The sequence below is a fragment of the Bradyrhizobium sp. USDA 3364 genome (assembly GCF_054056355.1).
In genome coordinates, this window is record NZ_JBSRYG010000002.1 from 3,246,362 (window position 1) to 3,264,107 (window position 17,746).

Consider the following 17,746-nt stretch of genomic DNA (forward strand, 5'->3'; position numbering starts at 1 on the left):
AGCGATTCGCTTCGACCGGGTCGATTGAATTGCTTCGAGGGTAGTTGCGAACATCACGCCGGGCCTGTTGCGGCGCTTCAGGCGAGGTCGAATAGGTTAAGCAGTCGAAAAATCGGACGGGAGAGGGTGGTTCGGCGTCGGTCGCCTGACCGCCGCAGGCGTTGCTGGAACCGGGCGGTATCTTGGTGCCCGGATGCGACTTTCGCTGGACGCTCTGTCGGCGGCAGTGATAACGGCTCGGAAGATCATTTCAGGACGGGCTGCATGCCGAAACCTCCGCCTCCTTCCGCCAATCGCGGGCCCGCCCCATCCCCGGTTCTGCAACGCGCCGTGGTCGCATTGCAGATGGGACAGATCGTCGAAGCCGAGCGGCTGGCGGCCGACGTCTTGAAGGCAAACCGGAACGATGTCGGCGCGGCCTCGATCCTGGCACGGGCGCTGATAATCCAGAACCGCAACGAGGAGGCGATCGCGCCGCTCGAGCGCGCCACGCGTCGCGTCGAGGATCCCGGCCTCGAGACCCTGCTCGGCGCGGCGCTCGGCGGCGCCGGTCGCGGCAGCGAGGCGATCGATCTGCTGCGGCGGACCACCGCGCGGCGGCCACCATACCTGCCCGCATTTCAGGCGCTGGCAGGTCAATTGCATTCAGCCGGCCGCATCGACGAGGCGGTTGCCGTCATCGAGAGCGCGCTTGCGCTCGTGCCAGGCATCCTCGAGTTTCAGCTTCTGCTCGCGCAGCTCCTGCCCCAGCGCAATGAGCGCGGCCGGGCGCGCGAGATTCTGGAGAAGCTGCGCGCGGCGGCGCCGGGGCATCCCGATATTCTGGCCGCGCTCGCGCGCGTGCTGCTGCTCGACGGCGAATATGCGGCTGCGGCGGATCTCTACCGCCAGGTGGTGGCGCAGCGCCCCGACGACCCGCTGATGCGCCTGAGCTTCTCCGCCAGTCTTCTCGAAATGGGCGACCGCGCTGCCGGTGAAGCCAATCTGCGCCTGGCGTTGCGCGGCCGGCCGCAAATGATCGGCCGCACGACGGCCGCGCTGATCATGTCATCGCACGGTCGCTTCTTCTTCCGTCGCAGCGCGTTTGTGGAGTTTCTGAGCTAGGCGATCCGGCCGCATTTACCGGCCGTGCCACAAACTCGCCGTCGTCCCGGCGAAGGCCGGGACCCACAATCACCAATGCTGCTTGTTGTGCGATGCTGGAACGGCGAGTCCCATCAACAACTTCTGCTGCGGCGTATGGGTCCCGGCCTTCGCCGGGACGACAGGTGGAGAGAGTATTGTCCCCACCCACACCGTCATCGCCCGCAACGCTCTCGCGCGCGCCTACGACCGAAACTGGCGGCGATAGAGGCCGGGCTCGCGGGCCATCCTGTTGGACAATTCCTGCGCGCGCGACGTTTCGTCCGCCGTCATCGCCGCGGTCTGCGCGACCCAGTTTTCGCGCTTCACCGGGAAGCATTGCGCAACCGGCGTGCCCTTGGGCAACACGCCGTTGAAATTGGTGTCGTGCCAGCGTGCCGGGAAATGCACCCAGCTGTCGTGAAACAGATCACAATCGACCATGCCGGTCAGCGTAGTGAAGGGCAGGTCGAACCGGTTGACCGGATGCGTGAAGAACAGCGAGTAGCCGGGCGGCGCCTCGATGGTCCACAGATTGACGAACTTGATGACGAAGCGGTCGGGCTCGAACAGCGGCGAGCCGGCCACCTGGCTTTCGTCATGGAATCCGACCGGCGAGCGCGGGAATTCGAGCGCGCCCCCCGCCGGAAGGTCGTTGTCCCACGTGATTGCGCCGTTCTCGACCTTGAGATCGCAGACCAGGGGCAACAGAAAACCCGATGTCATCGCGTCGACGAATGGCGGGCAGCGCTTGACGGTATCCTCCTCGCGATTGCTCATCACGTTGAAGGCCTGCGTCGGCATCGCCTTGAGCCATCCGGGAAGACCCAATGACGCAGGCATCGGCGCTGGAATCTTGCCCTCGAGCTCCGCCGGGCAGCGGAATGTGATGGTTATCGTTTCGTTGTTGTTGGACACGGCTTTGGCCCTTGGTTCGTTCGATGTCGGCAGCGCGCTTGCGCCAGTCGATGCTGATCTAGCACGCGATGACGGGGCGGAGATAGCAGCCGCGCCTGTCACGGGACGAGCCGCGATATTGAGCGATAAGTTGTTGTTATCATGACGGATAAGGCCAAGTCCTCGGCGCCCGGTCCGGCGTACCTCAAATGCCTTCCTTGCGCGTCTTTCCGTTCTCCGGTGTGCAAGACTTTGCCGATAGGATTGGCTTTCGATGCCTGCCGGGAGCATCATGGCCGGTGTCGCTGACGACAAGATTTGCAGCAGGCAATGGAGGGACCGATGGCCGAATCGAAGGTTGAGACCGCCAACACCGCAGGCGCCGCGCCGGCCTCCAGCGACAGCGGCGTGAGCGAGCTCGCGATCGCGACCGTCCGCACCGTGCCGATCGAGAAGGCGCAGTCCCGCACCGAGCACGATCTGCTCGGCGAGGATGACGTTCCGGCCAACGCGCTGTGGGGCATCCACACCAAGCGCGCCGTGGTGAATTTCCCGATCACCGGCGTGCCGGTCGGCCATTTTCCGGAATTCGTCCGCGCGCTGGCGCTGGTGAAGCAGGCGGCGGCCCGCGCCAACAAGCGCCTGGGCTATCTCGCGCCGGAAAAGGCCGATGCGATCGACAAAGCCTGCACCCAGGTTGCGAGCGAGAAGATCTATGCCGAATCCTTCGTCGTCGACGCGATCCAGGGCGGCGCCGGCACCTCGACCAACATGAACGCCAACGAGGTGATCGCCAACGTCGCGCTGCGGCTGATGGGCAGAAAGCCCGGCGATTATCACACGCTGCATCCCAACGACGACGTCAACATGGCGCAGTCGACCAACGACGCCTATCCGACCGCGCTGCGGCTCGCGGTGATTTTCGCCACCCAGCCGCTGGTGCGCGCGCTCGACGATCTCGCCTACGCCTTCAAGGGCAAGGCGGTGGAGTTCGCTGACGTCCTGAAGATGGGGCGTACCCAGCTTCAGGATGCGGTGCCGATGACGCTCGGCCAGGAGTTCGACGCCTTCCACGCCACCGTGAAGGAGGACGTCGCGCGGTTGAACGAGATCTCCGCGCTGTTCCGCGAGGTCAATCTCGGCGCCACCGCGATCGGCACCGGCATCAATGCCGACCCGCGCTATGCGGCGCTCGCGGTCGAGGAATTGTCGCGGCTGTCGGGCCAGCCGATGGTGCTGGCCTCGAACCTGATCGAGGCGACCTCCGACCTCGGCGCCTTCGTGCTGTTCTCCGGCGTGCTGAAACGCGTCGCGGTGAAGGTGTCGAAGATCTGCAACGATCTCCGCCTGCTGTCGTCGGGGCCGCGCACCGGCATCGGTGAAATCCGTCTGCCGGCCGTGCAGGCCGGCTCGTCGATCATGCCCGGCAAGGTCAATCCCGTGATTCCCGAGGTGGTCAACCAGGTCGCCTTCCTGGTGATCGGGCACGACCTCACGGTGACGCTGTGCGCCGAGGGCGGCCAGCTGCAGCTCAACGCGTTCGAGCCGACCATCGGCTATTGCGTGCTGAGCTCGCTCCGCATGCTGACGGCGGCGATCGACACCCTGACCAGGCGCTGCGTCGACGGCATCGAGGCCGATCGTGAGCGCTGCCGCAGCCTGGTGCAGGGCTCGATCGGCCTGATCACGGCGCTGGCGCCGGCGCTCGGCTATGAAGCGAGCTCGCGCGTGGCGCGCCGCGCCCTGAAGGAGAACCGCTCGGTGGCCGACATCGTGCTGGAGGAGAAGCTCTTGACCGACGAGCAGCTCAACCAGCTCCTCGAGCTTGAAGCGATGACCCGCCCGGCGCGCCGGCAGCCCGTGCCGAAGAGCTGAGGCGTCAGCGAGAACGGCGGCGATAGAGTCTCCACGCGTCATGCCCGGGCTCGTCCGGGGCATCCACGTCTTGGACTGTTGCGTGAGCCGTCGCGCTACAGCGTCTTGATGAACTCGATCAGGGCGCGGCGCTCGTCTTCCTTCAGCTCCGGCCCGATCACGCCCTTGCCCTTCTCGTTGGAGAATTCGTGGCCGGAATTGCTGTTGCCGCGCTTGGTGGTGTCGAGCACGAAGGCGTTCTTGATGTTGTCCTTCCAGACATAGCCGAGATCCTTGGGATCGTACTCCCGGCTGCCGAGATAGAAGGTCGAGGGACGGTCCTTCACCGGCGACAGCAGCGCGTAGATGGTCGGGACCGATCCATTGTGCAGATAGGGCGGGGTCGCCCAGATGCCGTTGAGCGGCCGGACCTTGTAGGCGAGCGGCGCCTGGATCTCGTTCGGCCGGTAGCCGTTGATGCGCTTGCGATCCTCCGGCGGCGTCTTGTTCTGGTCGTACCAATAGTCGACGGTCTTCTCGACGAGCTCGCCGAGCGCCGGCCCGAAGCTGCCGTCCTTGATCTTCAGATTGGCCGGCGTCTCGACCGTGCGGTTCGCAAGGCCTTCGGCCTGTGCGCTGTCGGTGCCGATATGGCTGATCGGAATCATCTCGACGTCGAGCAGCGGCTGGCCGGCGTCGTTCTTGATCCAGCGCTTCTTGTCCTTGAACAGCGCGAAGGCCTCGCTCTGCGGCAGCGCCTTGCTGTTGATCGCGGGACCGTGACAGCCCTGACAGTGTGTCTTGTAGAGCTCGCCGCCCTTCTTCGCGAGATCCATGTTGATCTGCGGCAGGATGTTCTCCGGCCATTTCGGCGACGCCAGGCCGCCAAAGCCCTTGTCCTCGCTGGGCGGCTCGCCGGCGATCATCCGCTCCATCTCGTGCAGCACGTCGACCCGCGCGCTCGATTTGTAAAGTCCCCTGGATTCGTCGAGCAGATTGAGCTCGGCGCTGACGCCGAGCGCCTCGCCGGCATTGCGCACCATCGGCTGCATGATCGAGCCGTCATATTGCACCCAGCTGAACCACGGCGCGTTCCAGATCCGCGGGAAATGCACCGGCGCCGAATGCGAGGCATAGTTGTTCGGATTGTTGAGGCCGATCGAGAACACCTGGTTGCCGATCCGGTTCAGCGCATCGAGCCGGGCATAGCCTTCCTCGACGCTGTTGGCGGCGACTTTGGTCTCCAGTGCGTTGATGTTGGCATATTGCTTCAGCACGAGATCGAGCTGGCCGCGCAGCGCCATGCGCTCGTCGAGGCTGGCCTCCTTGCCAAGGATCTCGTCGGCAAAGCGCGAGAAGCGGCCCGGCCAGAACCGCGTCAGCAGCAGCGACAGGCCGACGCTCTTCTGGAATTCGAACAGGTTGGTATTGGCCGGCCCGCCGTCGATCACGATCTCGGTGCCGCGATAGCTGAAGCTGCCGGTGTGGCAGGCCGAGCACGTCAACCCGACCCCGAGCATGTCCTCCTTCGTGTGCGGGTTGCGCCACGGCGCGCCGTTGGCATCGGCCATCGGAGTGCTCGGCGCGAAGCCGATCGGCAGCGCATCGGGACTGCCGGGGATCACGGTGTCGGGAATAAAGCCGAAGCGGCCGAGATAATTGGTCTCGCTGAGCCGCGGCGCCGCGGTGAACGGCGGCCACACTGTCGGCTGCTCAAGCGCCATGAACCATTTCAGGGGAATGCCGAAGGTCCGCGTGCCCTGGTCGGCGTGATAGAACCAGCGCAGCCGCTCGGCGTTGACATTCTGGTCCAGCCAAACGGTCTTTGCCGGCGGCTGGTACTCCACGGCCTTGACGCGGAAGCCGCTCACCACAGTCTCGAGATCGTCCTTGAAGTAGAGCACGCCGGCGACAATCAATAGTCCGATGAAAAAGATCGTCTTGCGAGGCATGCCCCGTCCCCCAATTCGCGGTACCCGCGCGTGATATGGATGAGATGTTAAAAATCGCCGAAACAGGTTCGCGTTAAACGTGTGGTGTGCTGTATGCCATCCTACAGTAGCGCAGCTCGGTCTACCAACGGAAATGTTGATCCGCTGTGGGCCAGTTCACTTGCGGCGTCCCCGCCGTGGCGGCATTTGCGCGCATCAAGGCCTGCCGCTAGAAATAACGGCGCAACAATTCTTCGAGATGACATCTTGAACGCGTCGACGGCACAACCGCTCACGATCACCGTCCCGGGCGACAACAGCACGGTGTCGGCGCTGCTGTTGCGCCCGGCGCAGGCCCGCAGCGCCTATGTGTTTGCCCATGGCGCCGGTGCCGGCATGACGCATCCGTCGATGGCCGGGATCGCCGAAGGATTGGCGGAGCGCGGCATCGCGACGCTGCGCTATCAGTTTCCCTACATGGAGAAGGGCAGCAAGCGGCCCGATCCGCCTGCCGTCGCGCAAGCGACGGTGCGTGCTGCGGTGGCGGAGGCCGCGTGTCGTTGCGGCGAACTGCCGCTGTTCGCCGGTGGAAAATCGTTCGGCGGGCGCATGACCTCGCAGGCGCAGGCCAAGGCGCGGCTCGAAGGCGTACGCGGGCTGGTGTTCCTCGGCTTTCCGCTGCATCCGGCCGGCAAGCCGTCCAGCGAGCGGGCCAGGCATCTCACCGAGGTCAAGGTGCCGATGCTGTTCCTGCAAGGCACGCGCGACGCGTTGGCCGAGCTCGATTTGCTCGAGCCGATGGTGAAGGGGTTGGGTAGCCGTGCGACGCTGCATCCGGTGCAGGAGGCCGACCACTCCTTCCATGTTCTCAAGCGCTCCGGCCGCAATGATCGCGAGGTGATGGCCGAGGTGCTCGATGCCTTCGCGGCCTGGGTCGCGAAGCATTCGTGAGGGCGTAACCTCGTAGCCCGGATGAAGCGCAGCGAAATCCGGGGCAGGCCTTTCCAAATGTGACACTGTCCCGGATTGCGCTGCGCTCCATCCGGGCTACGAATCTTGAGCCTTCAGTGCCAAGGCAATGACGAAAAAATCAGCCTGACGTCGCACCGCCGTAGATCCGGTCGCGCAGGCGGCGCATGCCGGACAGCCAGCGGTCGCGATTGGTGGCCTTGCGCTGCATGTAGTCCTGCACCTGCGGATGCGAGAGAATCAGGAAGCGTTCCTCGGCCATCGCCTCGATCACCATCCGCGCGACCTCGCCGGGCTGCAGCACGCCGTCGACGCGCGCAGCACTCGGACCCGGCGTGGTCATCCCGGTCTGCACCGACTGCGGACAGAGCACGGAGACGCGAATGCCGCGATCGCCATACTGGATGGCGAGATGTTCGGCGAGCGCGACCGCGGCATTCTTGGTCACGCCGTAAGGCATCGAGTTCAGCGAGGCCAGGAGCCCTGCCGCGGACGCCGTATTGAGCAGATAGCCGGAGCCGCGCGCGAGCATGCCGGGCACCAGCGCGCGCGCCGCGAACACGTGGCTCATCACATGCACGCGCCAGCTCACGTCCCAGTCGGCGTCGGAGGCGGTTTCCTGTCCCTTGCGCGACAGCCCGGCATTGGAGAAGAACACGTCGACCGGGCCGTATTTGTCCTCGGCCGCGGCGATCAGCGCCTTGATGTCCTCCTCGAGTCCGACATCGGCTGTCACCGCGAGCCCATCGAGATCGCCGGCGACGCTGGCGAGCCGGTCGCGCGAGGTCTTGAGATCGGCGACCACGACGCCGCGCGCGCCGGCCTCCGCATAGGCCCGCGCCACCGCTTCGCCGATTCCGCTGGCGCCGCCGGTGACGACGCAGACCTTGTCCTTGACTTGCATGGTTCGATATCCCTGCTTGTTATCGTGGAGGGCCGGATTGTCAGCCCTGATAGAGGTCCTTGTCACGCGCCTTCTGGATCGCGAGCGCGGCCATCAGGTCGAGCATCGGGGTCGGAATGCCGGCTGCGCGGGCGAACGCTGCCGGTGCGCGCACCAGCACGTCGATCTCCATGGCGCGGCCGAGCTCGTAGTCCTGCAGGATCGACGGCTTGTGGTCCGGCGCGGGCCCCGAGCGGGTTACGCGCTTGACCGCGGGAATGTAGCGCGTCGCCACCGCGTTGGCCTCGTCGAGCAGCCGCGGGATCACGTCCTGCATGTCGGGATCGTCGCGGACGCCGCGTGCGGTCAGTCCGGTCAACAGGCAGAGCACCGACATCGACATGTTGGTGAGCAGTTTCGACCAGATCGTTTCGCGGATCTCCGCGACCTCGGGCGATTCGATCGCGGCGTCGTTGAGCGCCGCGCGCAAGCTCGCGATGCGCTCGCTCCGGCGATCGTCGCATTCGCCGATCAGGAGGCGGTTGCGCTCCGGCGACAGGTTCGCCACCACGCCGGGTGCGATCACCTCGTTCGAGGAGAAGATCACGCCGCCGATGATCCGCTCCTTCGGCGTAACGCTGCGCAAGCGTCCGCCGGGATCGAGGAAACCGAGATCGGGGATCGCGGGATGCTGCGACGGCAGGCCGAGACCGTACCACCAGGGAATGCCGTTCTGCGCGAACACGATTGACGTGTCGTGCTGAAGCAGCGACGGGAGGCCGGCTGCGAGCGCACTGATGCCGGTCGCCTTCAGCGTGCTGATGAGGACGTCTTGCGGCCCGAGATCGGCGGGATCGGCCGACGCTCTCACCTTCGCGGTGACGCTGGCGTCGCCGACCTTCAGCGTCAGCCCGGAGGTTCTGACTGCGTCGAGATGCGGCCCGCGCATCACGCAGGAGACGTCGTGGCCGGCGCGTGCCAAGCGGACCGCGAAATGGCTGCCGACGGCGCCCGCGCCGAAAATGCAAATACGCATGAGTGGAACTGGTCCTTGCAACGTGCCGCGTCAGTTTCCACAAGCGCAGGGCATCGCGCAACCCGTCATGCGCGAAGCGCGGCCGCGCGCGCCCGAAAGTGATGGATCAAGCCAGTTCCTCTCGCCATAGTGCAGGCAACAGCAATGCCGAACGAGGGAGATACGTCATGTCGGCCAGCCCAGTCCTGTGGAGCCTCGATGCGCGCGGGGTCGCGACCGTCACGCTGAACAGACCCGAGGTCAACAATGCCTATGACGGCGCGCTGATTGCGGGCGTGCTGGCCGCGATCGACGATCTCTCGACCAAGCCGGTGCGCGTCGTCGTGCTGAACGGCAATGGCAAGCATTTCCAGGCCGGTGCCGATTTGAAATGGATCAACGGCGTGCGGCCGAAATCCTTCGAAGAGAATGAAGCGGCGTCGCGCGCCACCTTCGAGGCGGTGCAGTGCCTCAACACGCTGCCGGTCCCGACCGTGGCGCTGGTGCAGGGCGGCTGCTTCGGCGGCGGCACCGGGGTGATCTCGGCCTGCGATATCGTGATCGCGGCCGACAACGCGCTGTTCTCGATCACCGAGGTGCGCTGGGGCCTGACGGCGGCGATCATCATCCCGCAGCTCTGCGACGCCATCGGCGTCCGTCAGGTGCGGCGCTATGCGCTGACCGGCGAACGTTTCGGCGCCGAGGATGCGCGCCGCATCGGTCTGGTCCATGAGGTGGTGCCATCAGCCGCTCTCGAAAGCGCCGGCGCCAAGGTCGTCGAGCAGCTGCTCGGCAATGCGCCGGACGCGATGGCCGAGACCAAGAAGCTCGCGATGGAAAGCTCGTTCGGCGGCATGGCCGTGGACGATGAGGCCTACAAGCGCCTGGTCCATCTGCATTCCGCCAAGCGGCAGACCGCCGAGGCGGCCGAAGGGCTGGCGTCCTTTGCCGAGAAGCGTGTGGGCCGGTGGGGCGGCGGCGCGTAGGCCCGCGCTCCGCTCAGCAGCCGCGACAGATGCCGCGCATGCTGCGATAGACCTCTTCGTCGTCACGCCGCATCGGCTGCAGCGAATCGAACGTCTTCGATTCGCTCGACCGGGTGACCGGCGGTTCGGGCTTGCGCCGGGCCGCCAACTCCTCCTCCTGCCGATGGTAGCAGGCCTCGCGTTCCGCCTTGGCCTCGATGAAGCGGCAGGTCTCGATCGCGGCGGCGGGCCCGGCGGTGATGATGAGGCCAAGCGACATTGAGATCAGGAGTTTCAAGCGGCGATCCTTTCGCGTCCTTGTCTCAGGTCGGCGGGCGCGGGGCAAGGCTGCCGTCGCATCACAGCGATTGCGCCAGCGACTTTTTCAATGTCTTCAGCAGTGCCTGCACCGCGGCGGCATCGACACGGCGTTCGGGAACGGCGGCCTTCACCCACAGTTCAGGAATCGGGAAGTCCGCGAGCACCGGCTGCAGCGCGCGGTCGCGCAGCGCGTCCGCGACCAGATAATGCGACAACAGCGCAATGCCGTTGCCCGCGATCGCGCTTTGCGTCAGCACGCGGCCCTCGTTCGACGAGAGGATCGGGCGCACCTGGATATTGATCCGGCCGCGTGATCCCTCGAACGGCCATTCCGGTCCGGTCGGCAGGAAGCTGAGGCAGCGATGATCGACCAGGTCGCGCGGATGCTTCGGTGCGCCGTGCTTCTTCAGATAGGCCGGCGAGGCGCACACGAGGCGCGGCAGCCGGCATAGCGGCTCGTCGACGACGCCGCCAAAGGAATGCGGGAAGGCACCGATCGCGATGTCGAAACCTTCGGTCACCGGATCGACCGGGCGGTCGATCATGACGATCTCGAGCTTCACGCTTCGGTTCTGCCGCTGGAAGATGGTGAAGGCATCGGCGAGCCGCGCCACCGTCAGCGAGGTCGGCGCCTTCACGCGCAGATGATCGGAGAGGTCGCGCTGCTTCTCGCCCATCCGCGACAGGAGATCGCCGACATCGGCAACCACACCGCGGGCGCGGTGCACATATTGCTGCCCGGCCTCGGTCAGCCGCAACTGGCGGGTGGAGCGGTGGAACAGCGCGGTGCCGATCCGCTCCTCGAGCTGGGTGACGCGCTTGGCGACGACCGATGTCGCGACGTTGAGCTTGCGCGCCGCGGCGGAGAAGCCGCCGGCGTCGGCGGTGGCGAGGAAGGCTTCGAGGTTGACCAGCGTATCCATCTGTCTCTACCGCAGCTTTCTCGATTCGCGAAAGCTGATTACATAATTTGGTGGATTGTACTGCAATCCGCATCAATTCATAGTTGGCCCAATCAACTTTGTTCAGGGCGGAAATGATGCGAGCGAGCACGATCGAAGAACCTGCGCGGCAGGTGCCGGTCTATGGCGAATATGACGTGGTGGTGCTCGGCGGCGGACCGGCCGGCATCGCGGCGGCCGTCGGCGCGGCACGTGCCGGACGGCGGACGCTCCTGATCGAGCGCTACGGATTTCTCGGCGGCATGGGCACCGCGGCGGGCGTGACCAATTTCTGCGGGCTGCACGCCAACATCTTCGGCGAGATGCACCGGGTCGTGCAGGGCATCGCCTCCGACCTCTTGGCGCGGATCGACCGGCTCGGCGGCTTGAACGCGCCGCATCTGATCCTCGGGAAGATCTTTGCGCAGGCCTACGACACCGCGGCCTACAAGATCGCCGCCGACGATCTCTTGGCGCATCACAAGGTCGATATCCTGTTCCACGCGCTCGGGGCCGGAGTCGTCATGGATGGCAGGCATATCCGCGCGCTGATGGTCGAAACCAAGGCCGGCCGGCAGGCGGTGCGCGGTGGCATCTTCATCGACTGCTCCGGTGACGGCGACCTCGCGGTGTGGGCCGGCGCGCCCCATGAGGTCGGCGACAATGCCGGCGGCATGCTCTATCCCTCGATGATGTTCCGCCTGAACGGCATCGATCCGGCGAAGGCCGGCGATGCCTGGCGCACGATCCCCGAGCGGATGGCGCAGGCCGAGGCGGCCGGCACCCACAAATTCCCGCGCAAGTCGGCGATTGTGCGGCCGCAGAAATCGCAGATCGAATGGCGGGTGAATTTCACCCAGGTGACGCGCAGTGACGGCAGCGCCATTTCCGGTATTGATCCCGATGACATGACGCGCGGCGAGATCGAGGGTCGCCGCCAGGCGGTCGAGGCGTTCAAGTTCCTGCGCACGGTGCCGGGCTTCGAAAATTCCTACATCGTCGATCTGCCGCCGCAGCTCGGCATCCGCGAGACGCGGCGGGTGATCGGCGGTTACATGCTGTCCGGCGAGGACGTGCTGGGCTGCGCCTCGTTCGAGGACTCGATCGGCGTCAATGGCTGGCCGAAGGAATCGCACGTGCCGGGCGATGTGATCTTCGAGTTTCCGCCGATCCCGGAGAGCCGCGGTTACAACGAATTGCCGTACCGCATGCTGGTACCCGAAGGCGTCGACAATCTGCTGGTCGCCGGCCGCTGCGCCTCGATGACCCATGAGGGGCAATCGGCGGCGCGTGTCTCCGGTGCCTGTTTTGTGATGGGCGAGGCGGCGGGAACCGCGGCCGCGCTGGCGCTGTCGGGCAACACGATTCCGCGCGACATTTCCGTCGAAAAGTTGCAACAACAGCTTGGCAAGCAGGGCGCGTTCATTGGCCGCGATCAGGCCGTGCCCGAAGGTATCTAGAGCGTTTTCAAGCGAAGTGGATCCCGGTTCACGTGAAGAAAGCGCGTCAAAGCAGGAATCGAGAGCCCAGTTCCGATTTGACCGGAACGCGCTCCAGGTGGAGATGGCAATGAAGGGTTGGGCGCGGCTCGCACTCGCGGGTCTCTTGGTGTGGGCCGCGAGCGGCATCGCGCAGGCCGATGATCTCCTGAAGGCGAAGATCGGCGTGTTGCGCCTCTCGTCGTCGGCGCCGGTGTTCATCGCCCAGGACAGGGGCTATTTCCGCGACGCCGGTCTCGATGTCGAGCTGAAGTTCTTCGACGCGGCGCAGCCGATCGCGGTCGCGACCACGTCGGGCGATGTCGATTTCGGCATCACCGCCTTCACCGCGGGGCTCTATAATCTCGCCGGCAAGGGCACGCTGAAGGTGATCGGCGGCATGAGCCGCGAGAAGGCCGGCTATCCCCTGATCGGCTATTTCGCCAGCAACAATGCCTATGCCGCCGGCCTCAAGACGCCGAAGGACCTCGCCGGCAAGCGCGTCGCGGTGACCCAGGTCGGCTCCAGCTTCCATTATTCGCTCGGCCTGCTCGCCGACAAATACGGCTTCAAGCTGTCCGACGTGAAAATCGTGCCGCTGCAGTCGCTGTCGAACGCGGCCGCGGCGCTGAAGGGCGAAACCGTTGACGCCGCGCTGTTGCCGGTCTCCACCGCGCGGACGCTGATGGATTCCAACGGCGCTAAATTTTTGGGCTGGGTCGGCGACGAGACGCCATGGCAGCTGGGCGCCATCTTCGCCTCGCCGAAGACGCTGACCAACGCCCGACGGGTGACCAGGCTGCTCACCGCGCTGACCCGGGCCGACCGCGAATATCACGACGTGGTCCTCAGTGCGATCAAGGACGGCGTGGTGCCGATCACCGACAAGACAAAACCGCTGCTCGAGATCATCGCCAAATACACCAACCTGCCGGTCGAGCACGTGGTTGGCAATTGCGCCTATGTCGATCCCGACGGCAAGCTCGACGTCAAGAACGTCGACAACCAGATCAAATGGCTGCAGGAGCAGGGCTTCGTCGACAAGGGTTTTGACGCCAGTGCGATCATCGCCAAAGACTATGTGAAGGCGGATTGATGTCGATGTGTGACGGGACGTCATTGCGAGCGAAGCGAAGCAATCCATCGTGCCGTGTGCGCGGATGTATGGATTGCTTCGTCGCTTCGCTCCTCGCAATGACGCATTCTACGGTGAGTTGAGCAAAACATGGACCTGATCGCCGACCATATCAGCCATCGGTTCGGCGCGCTCGACGTGCTCGACGATGTCTCCTTCACGGTCCGCGCCGGCGAGATCGTCGCGATCGTCGGTCCGTCCGGTTGCGGCAAGAGCACGCTGCTGTCGATTCTCGGCGGGCTGCTGCGGCCGGGCCGAGGCGCGGCCGAGTTGCGCGGCGCGGCGCCGTCGGGCAGCCTCAATCCGCTGACCTTCGTATTCCAGGATTTTGCATTGCTGCCGTGGAACACGGTCGAGGAGAACGTCGCGTTTCCGCTGCTGCACACGGGCTTGAGCGCTGGCGAGCGCCGCGCCGTGATCGACGACGCGCTGCGCCGCACCGGCTTAGCGGATTTCCGCTCCGCCTACCCGAAGCAGCTGTCCGGCGGCATGCGCCAGCGGGTCGGCATTGCGCGCGCGCTTGCGGTGCGTCCGGCGATCCTGCTGATGGACGAGCCGCTGTCGGCGCTGGATTCGCAGACCCGCGAGCTCCTGATGGAGGATTTCGTGCGCCTGCTCGCCGACGGCGCGATGAGCGCGGTCTATGTCACGCATAATCTCGAGGAAGCGGTGCGGCTCGCCGACCGCGTCGTCGTGCTGTCGCGCCGTCCCGGCCGCATCAGGGAGATCGTGACCATCCCGATGACGCGCGCCGAGCGTGGCACGACGGAGGCACGCGGACAGATGGCTGCGCTGCAAAGTGAGTTGTGGTCACTGATCCGGAAAGAGGCGATCGATGCCGAGCGCGAGGTCCAGCATGCTTGATCGCGCGGCGCCGGAGACGAACGACCGATCGGCGGAGGCGACGCGGCCGGTCGCGTTTCGTGGCGCCGGCTTCACGCCAGGCGGCAGCCGTTATTCAGGCTGGATCGCGCTCGCGCTCGTGATCGCGGTCTGGCAAATCGCCGGCAGCGCAGGGTGGGTCAATCCGCTGTTCCTGCCGGCGCCATCGGCGATCGCGGTTGCGATCAGCAAGCTCGCGATGTCGGGCGCGCTGTGGCAGCATCTCTCGTGGTCGATCATGCGGATCGGCACCGGCTGGTTCATCGGCACCGTCGCCGGCGTCATCGTCGGCTTCGCGATCGGGCTGTCGACCATGGCGCGCGGCGTCGGCATCACCTTCATCTCGGCGCTGTTCCCGATCCCGAAGATCGCGCTGCTGCCGTTGCTCATCCTCTGGCTCGGGATCGGCGAGGAGCCGAAGATCGCGACCATTGCGCTCGGGGTGTTCTTCTCGACCGCGATCTCGGTCTATAGCGGCGTCGATGCGGTGCCGCGCAATCTGATCCGGATGGCGCAGAGCTTCAACGTGCCGTTCCACGCCATCGTGCGCCGTGTGATCTGGCCGGGCGCGCTGCCCTCGATCCTCGCCGGCTTCCGCATCACCGCGTCGGTCGCGCTGCTGCTCGTCGTCAGCGCCGAGATGATCGGCGCGCAATACGGCATCGGCGCGTTCGTGCTGCAGGCCGGCAACCTGATGCAGACCGACCAGCTGCTCGCCGGCGTCGTGATCCTGTCGCTGTTCGGGCTTGCGGTCGGGAAGCTGATCAACCTGCTCGAGACGCGGTTGCTGCATTGGCGGTGAGGGCACGCTGCCGGCCACACCCCCACGTCGTCCCGGCGCAGGCCGGGACCCATAACCACCACTGGCGCTTGCAAGATGAATGACTCGCCGCTTGCCCTTCCTGAAGCCGCGGCGTATGGGTCCCGGCTTTCGCCGGGACGACAGCGACCACGCATTCCTGATTACGCGTTCCCCCGATCCTCGCGGAACAGGTCCAGCTTCTGCTGCACCGGGCGGTCGGAGAACGAGAACAGCACGGCGTCGGCGTCGGCCTCGTGGGTGACCCAGTGCCAGCTCGGCACCACGAACAGATCGCGCGGGCCCCATTCGAAGGTCTGGTCGCCGATCCGGGTGCGGCCCTTGCCCTCGATCGCGGCGAACACGGTGGCGTCGGTTGAACGATAGCGCGCGGTCTTGAAGCCTTTCGGCAGCAGCTGGATGAAGGTGCCGATGGTCGGCATCGCGAAATCGCCGGTCTCCGGGTTGGAGAATTTCAGCTTCAGCCCGTGGCAGGCGTCCCACTCGTCGCTGGTCCTCGCCTTCTCCAGCGCCTCGCGGGTGTATTCATAGGGATAGTTGAAGATCGGCGAGGTCTTCGAGGTCCGCTTCCGGTCGATCGGCAGCAGGTTGTGGCCGTAACGCGCGAAGCTCGCGCCGGCCGGCTTGGAGATCGACTGCTGGTCTTCCTTGGCGCCCTCGGCAAACGAGCAGTCGAAGAACTGCACCATCGGGATGTCGAGCCCGTCGAGCCAGAACATCGGCTCGCTGGTCTCGTTGGAATGGTCGTGCCAGGTCATCGACGGCGTGATGACGAAATCGCCCGGCGCCATCGCGGTGCGCTCGCCGTCGACTGCGGTGAAGGCGCCCTTGCCCTCGAGCACGAAGCGCAGCGCCGATTGGGCGTGGCGATGGGCGGGGGCGATGTCGCCCGGCACCACCATCTGCACGCCGGCGAACAGCGAGGTCGTGATCCTGGACTGGCCGCGCAGGCCGGGGTTTTCCAGCACCAGCACGCGGCGCTCGGCTTCCTTGGCCGTGATCAGTCTGCCGGCCTCGTTCATGTAGTCGCGGATCTGGTCGAACTTCCACAGATGCGGGCGGCAGGCGCTCTTCGGCTCCGGCGTGATCAGATCGTTCATCACATTCCACAGCGCCGAGAAATTCTGGCCGTCGATCTTCCTGTAGAACGCCTCGCGCTCGGGGGTCTTCTGCACGGCTTCCATGGCAAGCCTCCCATCATTCTTGTTGGTTCAATTTAATTGACAGTATACTGACGATATGGCTAGCGTCAATCAAGCCAGAGCGTTTTCGAGCGAAGTGGATACCGGTTCGCGTGAAGAAAACGCGTCAAAACAGTGCAAGGGAGGTTCCGATGAAGCTGCATGGCTATTTCCGGAGCAGCGCGTCCTACCGGGTCCGGATCGCCCTCAACCTGAAGGGGCTCACACCGGAGCATCTGCCGCATCATTTGCGCAAGGGCGAGCAATGCGCGCCGGCCTATCTCGCGATCAATCCGCAGGGGCTGGTGCCGACGCTGGAGAGCGACGCCGGCGCTATCCTCACCCAGTCGCTCGCAATCATCGAATGGCTCGACGAGACCAATCCCAATCCGCCGCTGCTGCCGACCGATCCGCTGCGACGTGCCAAGGTGCGGGCGTTCGCGCAGGCGATCGCCTGTGACACCCATCCGGTGCAGAACTTGAAGGTGCTGGCGCGGCTGCGCAAGCTCGGCCTGCCCGAGGAGCAGGTGACGGAGTGGGCGGCCTGGGCCAACCGCGAGGGCTTGTCGGCCTGCGAGACCCTGATCGGGGAAGAGCAGGGGCCGTTCTGCTTCGGCGACCGGCCGACGCTTGCCGACCTCTGCCTGGTGCCGCAGCTCGCCAATGCGCGGCGTTTCGGCGTCGACGTCTCGGCCTATCCGCGCCTGCTCAAGGCGGAGGCCGCGGCCAAGCAGGTCAAGGCGTTCGCCGACGCCGCACCGGACAAGCAGCCCGATGCCGAATAGCAAGCCAACGCCCGTCACCATGGATGCGGTCTACACCGCGCCCGGCTATCTGTTCCGGCGGATGCAGCAGATCGCGGTCGCGCTGTTCATCGAGGAGTGCAAGGCGTTCGACCTGACGCCGGTGCAATACGCCGCGCTGGTCACGATCTCGACCCATCCCGGCATCGACGCTACCAGGCTCTCCGCGGTGATCGCGTTCGACCGCTCCACGCTCGGAAACGTGATCGAGCGGCTGGAGGCCAAGGAGTTCATCGTGCGCAAGCCGGCGGCGGAGGACAAGCGCGTCAAGCTGCTCTACCTCACCAAAGCCGGAGCAGCCGTGCTCAACGACATCATGCCCTCGGTCGACAAGGCACAGGCGCGCATGTTGCAGCCGCTGAAGCCGGCCGACCGCAAGACGCTTCTCTCGCTCTTGACCCAACTCGTCGATCTCAACAACGAGGCGTCGCGGGTGCCGCTGCGCGCCGAGGATGCGCTCGAACATCTGGGCAGATCGGGTTGAAGGCAGGGCTCCGTCGCGAGAAGGCATATTGAGAGAGCATCTGTGTGGTACCCCTCCCTAACCCT

At 65.5% G+C, this 17,746-nt stretch carries 17 protein-coding genes; 10 read left to right on the forward strand and 7 right to left on the reverse strand.

Going from position 1 to position 17,746, the window contains the following annotated elements; translation table 11 throughout:
- Window positions 1-264: 264 nt before the first annotated feature.
- A complete protein-coding gene (locus tag ACVILL_RS15200) occupies window positions 265-1,104 on the forward strand; it encodes a tetratricopeptide repeat protein (RefSeq protein WP_456729786.1) in 840 nt (279 codons plus the stop codon).
- Window positions 1,105-1,326: 222 nt separating this feature from the next.
- Here ACVILL_RS15200 and ACVILL_RS15205 read toward each other — a convergent pair whose 3' ends face one another.
- Window positions 1,327-1,965 (reverse strand): hypothetical protein, encoded by a 639-nt coding sequence (locus ACVILL_RS15205; protein WP_456729787.1) that lies wholly within the window; start codon window positions 1,963-1,965, stop codon window positions 1,327-1,329.
- Between the two features lie 396 nt (window positions 1,966-2,361).
- On the opposite strand from ACVILL_RS15205, the gene ACVILL_RS15210 reads away from it, so the two are divergent.
- Window positions 2,362-3,894 (forward strand): aspartate ammonia-lyase, encoded by a 1,533-nt coding sequence (locus tag ACVILL_RS15210; RefSeq protein ID WP_456729788.1) that lies wholly within the window; start codon window positions 2,362-2,364, stop codon window positions 3,892-3,894.
- A 95-nt stretch (window positions 3,895-3,989) separates the two neighbouring features.
- Here ACVILL_RS15210 and ACVILL_RS15215 read toward each other — a convergent pair whose 3' ends face one another.
- Window positions 3,990-5,825 carry a di-heme-cytochrome C peroxidase gene (locus ACVILL_RS15215; protein ID WP_456729789.1) on the reverse strand — a complete coding sequence of 612 codons (1,836 nt, stop codon included), beginning with the start codon at window positions 5,823-5,825 and terminating at the stop codon, window positions 3,990-3,992.
- Window positions 5,826-6,071: 246 nt separating this feature from the next.
- Here ACVILL_RS15215 and ACVILL_RS15220 point away from each other — a divergent pair, with 246 nt between their 5' ends.
- On the forward strand, window positions 6,072-6,755 hold the full coding sequence (locus ACVILL_RS15220) for an alpha/beta hydrolase family protein (RefSeq protein ID WP_456729790.1): 684 nt from the start codon (window positions 6,072-6,074) through the stop codon (window positions 6,753-6,755).
- 139 nt (window positions 6,756-6,894) lie between these two features.
- Here ACVILL_RS15220 and ACVILL_RS15225 read toward each other — a convergent pair whose 3' ends face one another.
- Both ACVILL_RS15225 and ACVILL_RS15230 read right to left on the reverse strand, forming a co-directional pair.
- The gene (locus ACVILL_RS15225; RefSeq protein ID WP_456729791.1) at window positions 6,895-7,677 is read right to left on the reverse strand and encodes an SDR family oxidoreductase; all 783 of its coding nucleotides are present in this window, start codon (window positions 7,675-7,677) and stop codon (window positions 6,895-6,897) included.
- A 40-nt stretch (window positions 7,678-7,717) separates the two neighbouring features.
- Window positions 7,718-8,692 carry a ketopantoate reductase family protein gene (locus ACVILL_RS15230; protein WP_456729792.1) on the reverse strand — a complete coding sequence of 325 codons (975 nt, stop codon included), beginning with the start codon at window positions 8,690-8,692 and terminating at the stop codon, window positions 7,718-7,720.
- A gap of 167 nt (window positions 8,693-8,859) precedes the next feature.
- On the opposite strand from ACVILL_RS15230, the gene ACVILL_RS15235 reads away from it, so the two are divergent.
- On the forward strand, window positions 8,860-9,657 hold the full coding sequence (locus tag ACVILL_RS15235; RefSeq protein ID WP_456729793.1) for an enoyl-CoA hydratase-related protein: 798 nt from the start codon (window positions 8,860-8,862) through the stop codon (window positions 9,655-9,657).
- A gap of 13 nt (window positions 9,658-9,670) precedes the next feature.
- Here the strand turns inward: ACVILL_RS15235 and ACVILL_RS15240 are convergent, their stop codons facing one another.
- Both ACVILL_RS15240 and ACVILL_RS15245 read right to left on the reverse strand, forming a co-directional pair.
- The gene (locus ACVILL_RS15240; RefSeq protein WP_456729794.1) at window positions 9,671-9,934 is read right to left on the reverse strand and encodes a hypothetical protein; all 264 of its coding nucleotides are present in this window, start codon (window positions 9,932-9,934) and stop codon (window positions 9,671-9,673) included.
- Between the two features lie 61 nt (window positions 9,935-9,995).
- Window positions 9,996-10,880 (reverse strand): LysR family transcriptional regulator, encoded by an 885-nt coding sequence (locus tag ACVILL_RS15245; RefSeq protein WP_456729795.1) that lies wholly within the window; start codon window positions 10,878-10,880, stop codon window positions 9,996-9,998.
- Window positions 10,881-10,996: 116 nt separating this feature from the next.
- Here ACVILL_RS15245 and ACVILL_RS15250 point away from each other — a divergent pair, with 116 nt between their 5' ends.
- From ACVILL_RS15250 to ACVILL_RS15265, 4 genes are all read left to right on the forward strand, one after another.
- Entirely contained in the window at window positions 10,997-12,358 is a 1,362-nt protein-coding gene (locus ACVILL_RS15250; RefSeq protein ID WP_456729796.1) for an FAD-dependent oxidoreductase, read from the forward strand.
- Window positions 12,359-12,467: 109 nt separating this feature from the next.
- A complete protein-coding gene (locus ACVILL_RS15255; protein WP_456729797.1) occupies window positions 12,468-13,472 on the forward strand; it encodes an ABC transporter substrate-binding protein in 1,005 nt (334 codons plus the stop codon).
- A 129-nt stretch (window positions 13,473-13,601) separates the two neighbouring features.
- Window positions 13,602-14,375: an ABC transporter ATP-binding protein gene (locus ACVILL_RS15260; protein WP_456729798.1), complete on the forward strand. Its 774-nt coding sequence runs from the start codon at window positions 13,602-13,604 to the stop codon at window positions 14,373-14,375.
- Entirely contained in the window at window positions 14,368-15,195 is an 828-nt protein-coding gene (locus tag ACVILL_RS15265; RefSeq protein ID WP_456729799.1) for an ABC transporter permease, read from the forward strand. Before ACVILL_RS15260 ends, ACVILL_RS15265 begins: the two co-directional genes overlap by 8 nt.
- 161 nt (window positions 15,196-15,356) lie before the next feature.
- On the opposite strand, the gene gtdA is transcribed toward ACVILL_RS15265, so the two are convergent.
- On the reverse strand, window positions 15,357-16,397 hold the full coding sequence (gtdA, locus tag ACVILL_RS15270; RefSeq protein WP_456729800.1) for a gentisate 1,2-dioxygenase: 1,041 nt from the start codon (window positions 16,395-16,397) through the stop codon (window positions 15,357-15,359).
- A gap of 149 nt (window positions 16,398-16,546) precedes the next feature.
- Here gtdA and maiA point away from each other — a divergent pair, with 149 nt between their 5' ends.
- Window positions 16,547-17,179, forward strand: a complete 633-nt coding sequence (gene maiA, locus ACVILL_RS15275; RefSeq protein WP_456729801.1) for a maleylacetoacetate isomerase — start codon at window positions 16,547-16,549, stop codon at window positions 17,177-17,179.
- A complete protein-coding gene (locus ACVILL_RS15280; RefSeq protein ID WP_456729802.1) occupies window positions 17,169-17,681 on the forward strand; it encodes a MarR family winged helix-turn-helix transcriptional regulator in 513 nt (170 codons plus the stop codon). The genes maiA and ACVILL_RS15280 overlap by 11 nt, the downstream gene beginning before the upstream one ends.
- Window positions 17,682-17,746: the final 65 nt, after the last annotated feature.